General features: G+C 47.4%; 11 protein-coding genes and 1 riboswitch. Of the genes, 1 reads left to right on the top strand and 10 read right to left on the bottom strand.

Annotated features, from left to right (window positions below):
• Positions 1-19 precede the first annotated feature (19 nt).
• The 7 genes from ACFVRY_RS04245 to ACFVRY_RS04215 all read right to left on the bottom strand — a co-directional run bounded on the left by ACFVRY_RS04245 (position 20) and on the right by ACFVRY_RS04215 (position 10555).
• Positions 20-1390 carry a family 4 glycosyl hydrolase gene (locus ACFVRY_RS04245; protein ID WP_387497605.1) on the bottom strand — a complete coding sequence of 457 codons (1371 nt, stop codon included), beginning with the start codon at positions 1388-1390 and terminating at the stop codon, positions 20-22.
• 56 nt (positions 1391-1446) lie between these two features.
• Entirely contained in the window at positions 1447-2376 is a 930-nt protein-coding gene (locus ACFVRY_RS04240) for a carbohydrate kinase family protein (protein WP_387497603.1), read from the bottom strand.
• Positions 2377-2510: 134 nt separating this feature from the next.
• Positions 2511-3509 carry a LacI family DNA-binding transcriptional regulator gene (locus ACFVRY_RS04235; RefSeq protein WP_387497767.1) on the bottom strand — a complete coding sequence of 333 codons (999 nt, stop codon included), beginning with the start codon at positions 3507-3509 and terminating at the stop codon, positions 2511-2513.
• Between the two features lie 313 nt (positions 3510-3822).
• Positions 3823-5556: an allophanate hydrolase gene (locus tag ACFVRY_RS04230; protein ID WP_387497601.1), complete on the bottom strand. Its 1734-nt coding sequence runs from the start codon at positions 5554-5556 to the stop codon at positions 3823-3825.
• Positions 5553-9173 (bottom strand): urea carboxylase, encoded by a 3621-nt coding sequence (gene uca / locus ACFVRY_RS04225; protein ID WP_387497599.1) that lies wholly within the window; start codon positions 9171-9173, stop codon positions 5553-5555. The genes ACFVRY_RS04230 and uca overlap by 4 nt, the downstream gene beginning before the upstream one ends.
• Positions 9166-9840, bottom strand: coding sequence for an urea amidolyase associated protein UAAP2 (locus ACFVRY_RS04220; protein ID WP_387497597.1), 675 nt, complete (start codon positions 9838-9840; stop codon positions 9166-9168). The genes uca and ACFVRY_RS04220 overlap by 8 nt, the downstream gene beginning before the upstream one ends.
• A gap of 1 nt (position 9841) precedes the next feature.
• Entirely contained in the window at positions 9842-10555 is a 714-nt protein-coding gene (locus tag ACFVRY_RS04215; protein WP_387497595.1) for an urea amidolyase associated protein UAAP1, read from the bottom strand.
• A 69-nt stretch (positions 10556-10624) separates the two neighbouring features.
• Positions 10625-10734: riboswitch (guanidine-I (ykkC/yxkD leader) on the bottom strand.
• 234 nt (positions 10735-10968) lie between these two features.
• On the opposite strand from ACFVRY_RS04215, the gene ACFVRY_RS04210 reads away from it, so the two are divergent.
• Positions 10969-12294: an APC family permease gene (locus tag ACFVRY_RS04210; RefSeq protein ID WP_387497593.1), complete on the top strand. Its 1326-nt coding sequence runs from the start codon at positions 10969-10971 to the stop codon at positions 12292-12294.
• 91 nt (positions 12295-12385) lie between these two features.
• Here ACFVRY_RS04210 and ACFVRY_RS04205 read toward each other — a convergent pair whose 3' ends face one another.
• The 3 genes from ACFVRY_RS04205 to ACFVRY_RS04195 form a co-directional block, all read right to left on the bottom strand.
• Positions 12386-12628: a hypothetical protein gene (locus tag ACFVRY_RS04205; protein ID WP_387497591.1), complete on the bottom strand. Its 243-nt coding sequence runs from the start codon at positions 12626-12628 to the stop codon at positions 12386-12388.
• A gap of 70 nt (positions 12629-12698) precedes the next feature.
• Positions 12699-13373 carry an MBL fold metallo-hydrolase gene (locus ACFVRY_RS04200; protein WP_387497589.1) on the bottom strand — a complete coding sequence of 225 codons (675 nt, stop codon included), beginning with the start codon at positions 13371-13373 and terminating at the stop codon, positions 12699-12701.
• A gap of 2 nt (positions 13374-13375) precedes the next feature.
• Positions 13376-13918: a DUF5071 domain-containing protein gene (locus ACFVRY_RS04195; RefSeq protein ID WP_387497587.1), complete on the bottom strand. Its 543-nt coding sequence runs from the start codon at positions 13916-13918 to the stop codon at positions 13376-13378.
• Positions 13919-14066 lie beyond the last annotated feature (148 nt).

The following is a 14066-nucleotide window of genomic DNA, read 5'->3' as shown; positions in this document are numbered from 1 at the left end:
CTCCTATGATCTGCTCCCCTTATTCCCATTCTCCAAGAATATCTGCATAAGCCTCGAGATAATCGTTCACCAAGCTTTTCGCCATGGAATAGGAATTGACAAGCGGATGCACCATCAGTGCTTTGATTGCGGAATCCTTGGATTTATTCAGTACGGCCTCTACCGTATATCTTTCAAATAACTTCACATTCTTCATCAGTTGATACGCATGCTCAGGTAGTTTCTTCGGTGTAACCGGAACCGCGCCTTCGGCTGTCATGCGGCAGGTGATTTCCAGAACATCATTTTTCTCAAAACCTTCGACATAGTCGCCGGCTGGAATGTTCAGCACAATATGCTTCTCAATGCCTTGATTCATGGCTCTCGCAAAGTCCAGCATGACACCGGCATAGCCGAGTGTATTCGGCATTTCCAGCTTCTCATCCTCTGCGGGCTGCTCAATCGGTCCTTTGCTTGTTTCGATAGCCATATATGAAGACTCACGCTTGTGCATAAACCGCAGGTAGGTTTGCAGTGCTGCTTCCGGATCACCGTCGATGTCCATGTCCCCCAGCACCTTTAGCATTTCTGCATTATTCGCTTCAACAAACTTGGCGCGGGTATCGCCACTCTTCATGATGTTCTCAACCGCTTGCTCCCGGTTATAGTAGTAATACAGGTACTCATTAGGGAGTAATTTAAGTGTGTCGATCAAATCGGGATCGAACATTTTGAACTCGCCAACCTTGGCAATAAAGGCTTTATCCGATACGAGGTCCTGCAGTAGTTCTTCGCCATCCTGTACGACGCTCGTAATCCAGGAAAGATGATTCAGTCCAACAAACTCCACGTAAAGCTTGTCTGGGTTAGCGTTAATCGCTTCGGCAATGCGGATCTTGGTCGAACTTGGTGTATCACAAATACCGATCACACGGTCATAACCGGCGGTATGCATGGCTTGCGTGACAAGCCCGGATGGATTGGTAAAGTTGAACACCCAAGCGTTTGGAGCAAGACGTTTGATTTTCTCACAATAATCCAGCAGTACAGGAATCGTACGAATTGCCATGGAAAAGCCCCCAGGACCCGTTGTTTCTTGTCCGATTACGCCATACTTCAGGGCGATTTGCTCGTCGATAACACGGGAGCGGTCATTCCCTACCCGAATGGTCGTGATAACGTAATCCGCATCGGTGAGAGCATATTCGATATCATCGCTAAATTCCAGCTCCATCGGAATGCCGCTTTCCGCAACGACATGCTTGCACAACTTGCCGATGATTTCTAACTTCTCGCGATTAATGTCATACATGACGAATTTCGTGATTCCAATCTCTTGGGCCAACATTGTTAAGCTCTTAGTGAAAAATACCGCGCGGACACCCGCGCCCCCGATTAATGCCAATTTCATTGTAAATCCTCCTCAAATGTAATATGGAATTAAGAATGAAGCTATAGAAACTGTGACTAGTTTTTGGCCAAAAACGCGGTCAACTCAGGTAACGTAGGGAACCCTGCGTTGCCTCCGCGATTCGTAACTGAGAACGAGCCACAGGCGGTACCAAAGTTCAAACAGCTTTTCAAATCATGACCATTCAGATAACCGTAGAGATAACCGGCATTAAATGAATCTCCAGCTCCAGTTGTATCCACAACGGTTACTCGGTACGAAGGTTGATGCAGCATCGTCCCTCCACTGGCAGCAATAGCTCCTTGCTCTCCAAGCTTGATGACAGCAACAGGTACATGAACGGCGATAACAGAAAGTGCCTTTCTGACATCAGATTTGCGTGTATAATGGAGAGCTTCTAGCTCGTTGCAAAAAAACACATCAACAAATGGAATGACCTCAAAGATACCGTCGTACCACTCGCCAGATTCATCCCACCCAACATCCATAGACACCGTCAGTTTGGCTTGCTTGGCCTTCTTGACGAAAGTCAAATATTCCTCATGGTTGGAGCGTCCGTTATATCCAGTAATATGAACATGTCGGACTTCGGACAGCAGCTTCCCCTTGACGTCATTCAGCGTAAATGCTGTGACGGTGCCATCGTGAGTGATAAAACTCCTGTCCGTTTCCGGATTAAATGCGATGCTGATCCCTGTACTTTGCGTTCGGCTAAAAGCAATGTCTGTAGCTACCCCATAACGCTGAAGTTCATCGATGATGAACCTTCCGCAATAGTCGTCACCCACAAGTCCAGTAATCATTGGACGCATTCCAAGCTTGGCCATGCCTAATCCACTTAGTGCAGTTCCGCCCCCGATGTGAAAAGAGATATTCGGCACCCGAATCTCTTGTCCGGCATCCGGAATGGCGTTGCAGCCACTTACGACGATATCAATGTTCCCTGCTCCTACGAGCAGCACATCGTATGATTTTTCAGCTTCCACAAGACTTCCCTCCTAACAATCTTTAATAATTATTCTGATAACGTTACCAGTTATAAATAAAAGAGTTGTAAGTGTTTTATCGTAATATTTTCTGGTAACGTTATCAGATTTGAGTAAAAAGACGCCTGAGGCTTTTACAGCAAGCTTCTCAGACTGTTTCTTTCCACCAGCTTGTGGCTAAGTACAACTTCCTTCACTCCTGGCGATTGCCCTTCGATCATTTTGATCAGGATATCGACGCTCATTTGCCCAATCTGCTGAATCGGTTGATGCAATGAAGTCAGCTTCGGACGGACCGTTTCTGTAATGCTGGAATCATCGAACCCAACTAGCGAAATGTCATCAGGCACCTTAAGATCATGGTCTACAATACAATTAAGCGCTCCTACAGCCATATCGTCACTGACTGCGAAGACAACCGTCGGCAGTTGTTCGCTTTGAAGGAAGGTCTGCATAATGTCATACCCATCCTGCTGCTTGAAATTACCGAAACGGACCCAATCCGGATTCACCGAGATTCCCACTTCCACGAGTGCTTTCAAGTAGCCATCATAACGATAGCGCCCTGTCGAGAGCTCCTTCGTATCTCCCCCGATAAAAGCGATGCGCCGATGCCCCAGCGAGATCAGATGTTTCACAGTGTCGTACGACGCCTGCATATCATCTATGTTCACCGAAGGGCAATTCACAGATGCGTTCGGTTTGGCGCTGCAAAACACGGTGGGTGTCGTCAACGATTGGAGAAACCGCTCAATATGCTTATCCATCATCTCATGCATAATGATAATGCCGTCCACCTGCATCTCCTTAAAGACCTGCAGATACTTCAATTCCTTGTCTAGATTGTCTTTGATGTTACCCACAAGAATGTTGTAACGATTCTGGCTTGCAGCTTCTTCAATATAACTAAGTGTGGAAGAGAAAAAACTGGTTGAGATATCCGAAGCGATTACACCAATCAGATTCGTCTTCTTGCTTACCAAACTGCGGGCAATGCTGTTAGGAACGAAGTTGAGGTCTTCTATCGCTTGTTGCACAATAAGTCTAACCTCTGGCTTCACATACTTCCCATTATTCAGCACCCTGGATACGGTCGAGATGGAAACGCCGGCCTTTTTCGCGACATCTTTAATGTTGACAGACAGAACGTTTCCCTCCTCTTCTTAGCGAACATTATGTTTTTCAATGATGCTCTAGTTGATAATCAAAATATATCAAAACGTTTTCAGATTCGTCAACAGTTTTTATTATTTTATACTTTATGCTTTTTTATTCTGCCACATTTCCATTGTTAGATGAAACATATGAAGCAGACAGCCAGGTTCTCGTCTGACTGTCTGTTTCTTATTATCTATGTTTTTGTCCGTTAGCTCTCAGGCGTGAGTTTAACATCAGAACAGGCTGCGTGGATGACGTTGTGTAACTACTTTTATTCCATACAAAACATCATCTGACCAAAACCGCTTCTCTCCATCCTCCAAATGAGCTAATATTCTCTGCATTCAGAGCAGCATAGGACTCACATAGAAAGCCGCTAACATGCCGGCCATCGCTTAACTCCACTTGCCCTATACCTAGTGGAGCAGGAATGGAGGCCGTAAATACACCAAAGGAAGCACGTGGCATTTCCCACAACTCTACAAGGATAGCCGATCCTCCTTGGTCTGCACGGATGAGGCCCGGTTTAGGTGGCTCCGTCTGAAGTTTATACAATTCATATTTAGGTGCGGTTATGGTTTCTTCCAGAAAAACAGCTCCCAGTCCCGTCATTTGATGCGCAAGCGGCATATCCCGCATATGCAATCCACACACCACAACCGTAATCCTGTCTTCCTGCTGAAGCAGGATTCTGGAGGCAACCACTAGGTTAGCTTCTTCTTCTGGCAGTGCGAACAGGGTTATCCCAAAGGGAAGCCCTGCTTCAGCCCACCCCGCAGGAAGCGCAAGGGCACTAAGATCGAGCAAATTGCAATGATTGGTGTAGAGTCCCATTTTACTATTCGTCTCGATCGGATTCGCCTTTACTTGTTCCCTTGTCCAGGTTCCACCGCAAGTGGGCAACACGAGCACGTTACCTTCAAGCATTGCAGCAATACTCGGTCGAATCTTAGCTAATCTATGCTGTGCCTTGAACAGAGCGGCAGACGTGAACTCCGGCTTGCTGCCCGAGCGTAGAACCATTTCAGTCACCGGGAAGACGGAGCCTTGATGCTTCTCCACAAAATCCGCAAGATCCGCCCAACGTTCTGCAACCAAAGGACCTTCATATAAGAGTGCCGCGGCTTCCTCCAACAAGGAAATGTCAACTTCCTTCACACGCACGCCCATCTCTGCTATTGCTTTTTTCTTGCGATTCCAAGCCTCTTCGTATTGCTCCGCATAAGGCCCGTAGAACTGAAGCGACCCTTGAGGAAGCAAAAAGGTGCTGGGCATAGCTCCCCGCCGCAGGGGACGATCAATCGAATAAGGATCTTCGCGGTCTATTCCGCGAACTGCCAGGTCCACCCGCTCCGCATCGTCCAGCACATGTGTAAATACAGTCACACAGTCAATAGAACGGCAAGCAGGGAGTACACCCTTGGTAGGCCATGCGCCCACGGCTGGTTTATAACCGATCAGATGATTTAAGGCTGCGGGGACGCGCCCAGATCCTGCAGTATCAGTACCCAGCGCAAAAGCAGCCTGACCGCAGGCTACAGACACTGCCGAACCTGAACTCGAACCTCCGCTAATCAACTCCGCACGAAGTGCGTTATGCGTATCGCCATAGGGACTTCTGGTGCCGACCAGTCCGGTTGCGAACTGATCCAGATTGCTTTTACCAACAGGGATCGCACCTGCCGAGATTAGGCGTTCTACTACAGTCGCGTGATGCTCCGGGATATAAGTAAAGTCAGGACAGGCCGCACTCAGCGGCCAGCCAGCCACCTCGATATTGTCTTTGACCGCAAACGGAATGCCCCAAAGTGGGCAGTCTTTCGGATTCTTTTGCACCAGTTGATCCAAGTAAGGTTGAATTCGCTCTAAGGATGGCGGGAGAATCCAGATGTTCTTCTCCAGAGTCTGCTCGGCCCGGTGTATAATTGCTGCAATGACATCCTGAGGCGTAAACTGACGGTTACGGTATCCCTTTTGCAGAACTTCAATGGACAACAGTGCAGGTACAGATTTCATTGTCATGAAGCATTCACCTCCTCGGTTGGATACAAGGCTGCGATACAGTCGCCCGCTCGCACCTGGTCACCGGATGACACATAGAGCGAAGCGATAATTCCGTCATAAGGCGCCTTTTGCGGGAACTCCATCTTCATACTCTCTTCTATTATAAGGTCTTCGCCTTTTCGAACACTCTGACCCACTTCCACCAGCACCCGCCATACACTTCCGGACATAGAGCTGCTGAGGCCCATACTTCCTTCTGGCAGATCTTGCTCTTCCAAGGCTTCCACACTTTCCGGTTCAGACACATGCTCTGCAATGCCAAGCTCCTTCCAATAGGCTCTCTCCTGCTGGAATGCAGCTTGTTGTGATTGACGGAAAGCGAATGACTGCTCCTGAATCTGCTCGAGCCAACGGAGATAATTCCCCAGGTTAAATGTAGTCTCTTCTACCTCCACAACGAATTCCCCACGTGGAAACTCCTCTCTCATCCACAGCAATTCTTCCTGGGACACGGGGTAAAATTGAATTTGGTCAAAAAAGCGCAGCAGCCAAGGTTTTCCCTGCTCAAAATTCGCTGTAGACCTAAACTTGTTCCACATTTGCACCGTCCGCCCAACAAACTGATATCCCCCCGGTCCTTCCATTCCGTAGATACAGAGATAAGCTCCACCAATACCTACGGCATTCTCCGGTGTCCAGGTACGTGCAGGATTATATTTGGTTGTCACGAGCCGATGACGCGGATCAAGCGGTACAGCTACAGGTGCCCCGAGATATACATCTCCAAGCCCCATCACGAGATAAGAAGCGTTGAATACCACCTCTGCAACTTCTTCCAATGAGCCCAGTCCGTTCATGCGACGAATAAACTCCAGATTACTCGGGCACCAAGGGGCATCAGGACGTACATTTTGCTGATAACGTTCAATGGCAAGCTGTGTTGCGGGATCATCCCATGACAATGGCAGCTTCACAATCCGGGAAGGGACTTCGATCGATTCCAGAGACGGCAGTTGCAGGTCCAGATCCAGAATGATCGCAGCTGCTTCCTTCACTGTAATCCGGGCCGTATCCAGATGAATCTGGAGCGAACGGATTCCCGGCGTCATTTCAATAAAAGGAATGCTGCCGCTATCCTTCACAGCCTGCATTAAGACATACACCTGAAAGCGGTAGAGCAGATCCAGCTCACGGTCACCATACTCAATCAGAATGTTCTCGTCGCCAGAACAACGAATCCCGATTTTGAACCGGCGTCCATCCTCTTCATAAGCAAGCAGTGGCATATAATCACCCGTAGAAATATCCTGCAATTGCGGCAGAGACAGGGTGTTTTGACCGTTCACCAAGGCGTCCAGGAAGGCATTTTGCTCTTCTCTTAGCTGCTCTGCTTCTTCCACCGTAATCAGTTTAAAAGAGATTTTGTCGCCCGGACGCAGCTGGCCCACCTTCCAGAATTCGGCGGAAGCCGTTGTAACTGGACATACGAACCCTCCCAGGCTCGGTCCATCCGGACCAAGCAGTATGGGCATGTCTCCGGTCAAATCCAGCGCACCGACAGCATAAGCATTATCGTGTATATTCGAGGGGTGAAGTCCTGCATCCCCACCGTCTTCCCTTGCCCATAATGGCGCAGGACCGTTCAGCCGCACTCCTGTCCGTGAGCTGTTAAAATGCACTTCCCACTCCGTCTCCGTTAATTGCGTCAAATATTCAGTTAGCAAATACTCCTCCGTACAATGAGGCCCCGGAATCACACCAATGGTCCACTTCTGTGTAAATTCAGGAATCGCTTGCAGCGAGAGCGGTTGCTGGATTGTACCCTGATGGCGATGCACCCTCAAGACCGCACCGGGACGAAGTGCACTGCCCATGTGGCCCCCGAATCCGCCCAGTGTAAATGTAGAGGCGCTGCCAAGAGTTAGGGGCATATCCAATCCGCCGCCTACGAGCAAGTAGCTGCGCATGCCGCTAACAGATTCATTCAAAATCAGCGTCGATCCTGTAGCTGCCAGCGTTGGTGTATATAAAGGAACAGACTTGCCATCCAGCGTAGCCGCCATATCTGATCCGGTGAGGCAAAATACCATCTCATTTCTGAAGCGGTAGGACCCGCCACGCAAGGTCATTTCCAGCCCTGCTGCATGATCGGCATTTCCGAGCAAGATATTCCCGATTCTAAAGGACAGAGCATCCATCGGTCCGGAAGGCGGAACCCCGATATCCCAATAGCCTTTTCGCCCCGGATAGTCTTGTACAGTCGTCTGAACGCCCCCGTCAAGCACTTCAAGTGCATGTTGAGCAGGATGGAATCCATTCAGCATATTTGTATACACCAATCCTTCTTGAAACAGGTCCGTGGCCAGAAAAGCATGAATGTAAGTCTGATTCGTCGTTATGCCATACACGCGCAATTGATCGAGCGCCATCTTCATTTTCTCAATAGCCGCAAGTCTTGAATCCGCATGAACAATGATTTTGGCAAGCATTGGATCATATAGTGTAGTCACTTCTAGACCGTTTTGAATCCACGATTCGATCCTCGTCCCTTCTGGCCATACAATATTATCAATGCGCCCATCACTAGGGCGGAAATCATGAAAGCAATCCTCGGCGTACAATCGGACTTGAAGACTATGACCTTGCGGAGGCCGGATGCTTTCGTCGAGATTCGTAAGATCTCCGGCAGCCTCTAAGATCATCCACTCCACCAGATCTACTCCCAGTACCTCCTCTGTTACACCATGCTCCACCTGAAGACGAGTATTCACCTCCAGGAAATAAAATTCCGTCGATTCAGGATCGTATAAAAACTCCACGGTCCCCGCACTGCGGTAACCGGCTGCAGCCGCCAGGCGCTGGGCGCTTTCATGCATCTCATGCCGCGTGCTATCCGGCAGATTCGGAGCAGGGGTCTCCTCTATGATCTTCTGGTTCCGCCGTTGCACTGAGCAGTCCCGCTCACCAAGAGCAACAGCTTCGCCAAAGGCATTCCCGAAGATTTGAACCTCCACATGACGTGCCCGTGCAATGTATTTCTCCAGAAAAACACCGCCATCATTAAAGTTCGCCGTTGCCAGACGTGTCACGGAATCATAGGCTTCCCGCAGCGCGGATTCATCGGCGCATATTCTCATCCCAATCCCACCGCCACCAGCTGTGCTTTTGAGCATGACCGGATAGCCGATCGCAGCAGCCTGTTCGGCAGCCAGCTCCAGGGACGGAACCAGACCCGTACCGGGCAGCATGGGAACACCAGCCTGCTCAGCAATGGAACGTGCGGTATGTTTTAACCCAAACATCTCAATATGCTCAGGGGAGGGGCCAATAAAAGTAATGCCCTGTTCTCCGCAGGCCCTGGCAAAAGAAGCATTCTCACTCAGGAACCCGTAACCCGGATGGATGGCATCTGCTCCGGCTGCTACTGCTGTCTGCAAAATAAGCTCTGCGTTCACATAGCTTTCTTTAGCCGGACCTTCTCCGATCAGGATAGATTCGTCCGCTAGTTCAACATGAAGGCTGTCCCGGTCTGCTTTGGTATACACTGCAACGGAGGCAATCCCCATGCTGCGCAGTGTACGAATAATTCTGACTGCGATGGCACCGCGATTGGCAATGAGTACTTTTTTAAACATGAGTCTCACTCCCTTCTGCATCCCAGATCAGCACTTGTGCAGGTGTTGGGTTGTATGCATTGCATGGGTTATTGAGCTGCGGACAGTTACTGATCAGCACGGTTACGCGAACAAGCGCGACCAGCTCCACATAACGTCCCGGCCCGGACACGCCATCTGCGAAGGTTAGCTCGCCTTCCGGCGTTACAGGGACATTCATAAAAAAGTTCACATTGGGCACGAGATCCCTTTTGGAAAATTCACTCCGGCCCGAGAGCATCAACATAAACGTATCCCGGCAATTATGCATGGGAAGCGTATCGTGAGAATAACGGACGGTATTGCTCTGGGCCGAGCAGGCCCCTCCAATCGTATCGTGCCGTCCGCAAGTATCTGCGGTGATACGCAGCAGCTCCCTTCCGGATTCAGCCACCAGCACTGAGCCTGTCGTCAAATACAGATTCTGCTGTCTGGTGATCGTCTGAATAGCACTATAGTGATCTGCAGGATCTTCAGCCGCGTAAAACAACGTATCCACCGCTTGATTACCTTCCAGATCAAGGATTCGGAGCACCTGCCCGGCAGAGAGGTCATGAATCCATCCTTCACCTGCCGGAATGATTGAGTCATAAACTGCTTTGGCCGGGTCGAGCGTGCTGTGGATGGGTTCAAATGTATAAGTACTCATGTTAGTTCGCTCCCTTCAATAACGAATAGGCGTTCCATGTATTTTCAAAAGCTCTCCGGTTCTCATTACAGTGGACCACGCAGCGGTCATCAGCTCTTACGGTCTCAGCATCACTGAACAGGAGTTCAATGGCAGCATCGGGGTAGCTTGCATTCGGATTCAGCGGATTAGGGGTGTTAGACAACACGAGAAGGACATCCATTTCTGTGCGAAGCGTAACAGACTTACCTGCCGTTGGCTGCTGCTCATATCGCATGGTACCGTCCAGCTCACATACCACTTTGGAAAAAAAGTTCACTGGAATACTGAGATCGCGGGGGGCAAGCCCATGCCGGTACATTTCAACGATCAAATTCTCATAACCGCTGCGGAGCCAGGCATTACGTACATCCTGATACCGGCTGTAACCATATTTCCGATCCGTCATGACTCGGGTCGTATAGCCTGCTAAAGTGTCGTGCCAGCCCACCGTATCATCGGTGATCGAGGCTAGCACCCGGCCCTGATCACTCATGAGCACATGGCCCGCTGTCAAATAAGCGGTATGTTGAGCCTTTAGGGTGTCAGGCATGTTATAACGCTCGGAAGGATCAGATGCATGAAATAGCAGAGCTGTCAGATTGACGCGTTCACCAGCTGCTGTTATTACAATGTTTTTCCCTCTGCGAATATAACCGGACCATTTGCCGCCTGCTTGAATACGGATTGAACTCATGTCATTCCCTCCTGTTAGTGAAAAAAATAAAAAAGCCCGGGAGAAATACCAAAGATAAGACTTGGTAAATTCTCCCGGGCTTTTTTCCCGCCGTGTACACAGTTGCAAAGTGGCAACTATGCGTTTTCTCTCGGACCAGCCAACCGTCAAAGTAGTTCGGAACCCTAGAAAACATTTGTTATTCGGTTTGTGTAAACAATCCTAACATAAAATAAAAATCACGACAACAAAATATTTCGTTTTTTTAATTTTTTCAATAATATCGACGATTTTAATGTTAGGTTATTGCTTATTTTTTTGAAAACAGAAGAAAAAACTCTTGTATTTTATGAAAAACCTTGATTTAATGTGAGGTGTCATGACATTGGTTAAAAACAGCAACGAGTTCATCGCAAACTGAAGGAGGAGATTTTATGTCAGATAATCTGACCTTGAAAAGAAATTTATCTCTAGTGCATGTCGTGACCATGGGATTGTCCTGGATGTCGCCCATGATTTTTTTCACCAGCTTCGGTGTGTTGTATGCAGGATCTGGCGGTATGCTACTGGCTGCATATCTCCTGGCTTTTGTAGCGATCTTGTTCACGGCTTTAAGTTATGGTCAAATGGCTCGTGCCTTCCCTGTGTCAGGTTCCGCGTATACGTATGTTACCAAGTCCATGAATCCTTTCATTGGCTTCCTGGTGGGCTGGGCCATTCTGCTGGATTATCTATTCTCTTGTATCATTGCAGTGCTCATGTTCGGGATTAATCTGCATGCGCAGTTCACTTCCATTCCTTCCTCCGTCTGGATTGTTGGATGTACCCTTGTAGTCATGATCATTAATATCATCGGGATTAAGACTTCAGCCAACGTTAGCAAAATCTTTGTGCTGATGCAGATCATCTTCATTGCCGGGTTCTGCGCCTTGCTTGTGTACAGAGCTCTGCAAGGCGGTATAACTGCCGGATTGAACCCTTTTGCAGCTAAAGAAGGTGTATCTTTCTCATCCATCCTTGCCGGTGCTTCGCTTGTCTGCTTCTCTTTCCTTGGGTTTGATTCCATTACTACGATGGCCGAAGAAACCAAAAATCCGAAGAAAACCATTCCCCGTGCCATTTTAGTGATCGTTTTGTTGGCAGGTTTAATGTATTTCGGCACGGCTTACCTCATTCAGCAAATGTACCCTTCCTTCACCTCCACCAATGTGGATTCCGCAGGATTTGAACTGATGCAATCCATCGGAGGCAGTCTGCTTGCTTCCATCTTCACCTTTGTCATTATTTTCTCCGTATTGTCCCAAGGAATGTCTTCCATGACGACCGTAACCCGGCTATTGTTCGTAATGGGCAGAACCTCTCTATTGCCGCGAAAATTCGCATCTGTCCACCCTACATTACGAACCCCTGTATTCAACATTATTCTAGCAAGCATAATCTCGTTGTCTGCGATCTTCATCAGCCTCGAAACCGCGATCAAATTTGTTAATTTTGGCGCATTAACCGCATTCCTGTTCGTGAATCTCTCCGTCATTTTTCATTACATCATTCGTCAAAAGCGACGTTCTCTGCAAGATCTTCTCTTACGTTTTCTCTGCCCGCTTATCGGCGCAGGATTTGTATTTTATCTCATCACGCTGCTGGATCTCTCATCATTGCTGCTGGGCTCTGGGTGGCTTGTTGTGGGATTTATGTATTACACTTTAAGAGGAATGAAATCAGCTCCATTGCCAATGATAGAGGTGGATAAAGCGGTTTAGGACTACTGGGATGTCATAAAGTGATGAACATACCCATTTCCAAATAAAGAGGTGGTTATTACTACAAAGTCAGCACAAAAAGACGGGCTTCTCAGCTCGTCTTTTGTTTTGCATGAATTGCTATTGATGCTTTCCTATAATCAGCTTGCTGTAGGGCAGAGAGAACGAAGTGATTTTTGTAAAACGTCTTATTCACCGGAACCCTTGTCCCTCCGCTTTTTATAACAAATCCACTAGCTTGAATCTGCTCCTTCCCCCCTAGCCAAAGATCATAAAAATCATCAAATTCCGCCTTGGAAATTCCAGCAACCTCTTCTTGTAATTTAAACTCCACGAGCGTTTTAGTGTATCTATAGAGAAATACATTGGCCAGCTCTTTATCAATGCTTTAGTCATAAACACCCTTATTTGAATTGGAATATCGCCTTATTCTTCCGATTTCTAAAATTGACGAATTGATTGATATCGTCGAGCTGAAAATATATATTCCATTGGTATAGATAACTCATATCCTTACCAGGAGCTTCCCCGAAGGAATGACCCGGATATACCTTGGTGTGCGATGGGATAAGAGCAATCATTCTACGAATACTATAGTACATCTCTTCGGCGGACCCGCCTACGCTGTCACATATGCCACACCCTTCGATAAAAATCGTATCCCCCGAAAACAGACTATTTCCACTCCAGTAACACACACTGCCTTGAGTATGTCCGGGTGTTATTAGAGCAGTAATTGGAGTATCACCTATCCAAATCTGTTCGTTATCTTCAAAGGTGACTAGTCGTTCGCAGTGGTACTGATAGAACTCCGCTTCTTTTTTAGACATGTAGACAGAAGGAGCATAGAGCTTTTCTAGTGTCTCTACCATATTTGTATGATCGGAATGAGAGTGAGTAAGAAGAATAGCTTCCAGCGAGGCTCCATGTTGATTGAGCAGATTGAGGAGCTCCGACACATCCCATGACGGGTCAACCACAAAGGCATTTCGGGAGACTTTATCGATGCCTAAATAAGAGTAATTAATAAAAGAATTATGTTGCGTCCTAATGGTAAATAATTCATAGGTATCTTTCATTTTCAACCTCCTAGCACTAGATCATCAATTTTTTGATAACGGCGAAGCAAGTTTTCGTGCGGATCTTTTTCATTCAAAGACTTGCGATTAAGCTTTATGTAATTTAAGATTCCCTTGGCGTCCGTGTTTAGAATATGTAACCTTTTAAGCTCTAACTCCGTGAATATGACTTTTTGTTTTTTCGTGAAACTATTAAGACCTACTTCTATATCACGCAATTTTCCTGCGAATAATTCAGTTATTTCATCCGTTTCTATCAAACGATGATTATTCAAAATTTCAATGGACAGTAGATCTGTATCTTCATAGTGATCCATCGTTTGTGCCAGTACTCGTAGACTTGAAGACAATTCTGAAACAAGCTCCGTGTTCCATTCCTTGATTAAATAGGTGCGGATGTTGTATGTCCAAATGCTGTCGGATTGAGAAAAAATGGTTTTGAGATGCGGGATGTTTTCAACCTTATACTTAAGTAACGCGTCGACCCTTACTGAAGAGATAGGCCAGTTCATATCCTGTATCCATTCCAAAAGTTCTGGTGTCAACGGGTAGATAGTTGTGATTCATATTCGGGACTCCCCTTTATTAAAAAACTTTCGTGAGTGAAAATCCTCTGCAGCTAAGGGTAAGTGGAGATTAAGTGCAATATTGTATCTTAAATCTACCAAAATACCCCTTTCAGCGTGTTTTCTT

This window comes from Paenibacillus sp. NPDC057934 (genome assembly GCF_042887565.1).
GTDB lineage: Bacteria > Bacillota > Bacilli > Paenibacillales > Paenibacillaceae > Paenibacillus_AQ.
This window is presented reverse-complemented; position numbering and strand designations above follow the sequence as displayed.

What these genes read in the sequence shown, in the direction of transcription:
- ACFVRY_RS04245 (WP_387497605.1), bottom strand. Translation starts at nt 1,390, where the DNA reads ATGAAATTGGCATTAATCGGGGGCGCGGGTGTCCGCGCGGTATTTTTC.
- ACFVRY_RS04230 (WP_387497601.1), bottom strand. Translation starts at nt 5,556, where the DNA reads ATGACAATGAAATCTGTACCTGCACTGTTGTCCATTGAAGTTCTGCAA.
- uca (WP_387497599.1), bottom strand. Translation starts at nt 9,173, where the DNA reads ATGTTTAAAAAAGTACTCATTGCCAATCGCGGTGCCATCGCAGTCAGA.
- ACFVRY_RS04220 (WP_387497597.1), bottom strand. Translation starts at nt 9,840, where the DNA reads ATGAGTACTTATACATTTGAACCCATCCACAGCACGCTCGACCCGGCC.
- ACFVRY_RS04215 (WP_387497595.1), bottom strand. Translation starts at nt 10,555, where the DNA reads ATGAGTTCAATCCGTATTCAAGCAGGCGGCAAATGGTCCGGTTATATT.
- ACFVRY_RS04210 (WP_387497593.1), top strand. Translation starts at nt 10,969, where the DNA reads ATGTCAGATAATCTGACCTTGAAAAGAAATTTATCTCTAGTGCATGTC.
- ACFVRY_RS04200 (WP_387497589.1), bottom strand. Translation starts at nt 13,373, where the DNA reads ATGAAAGATACCTATGAATTATTTACCATTAGGACGCAACATAATTCT.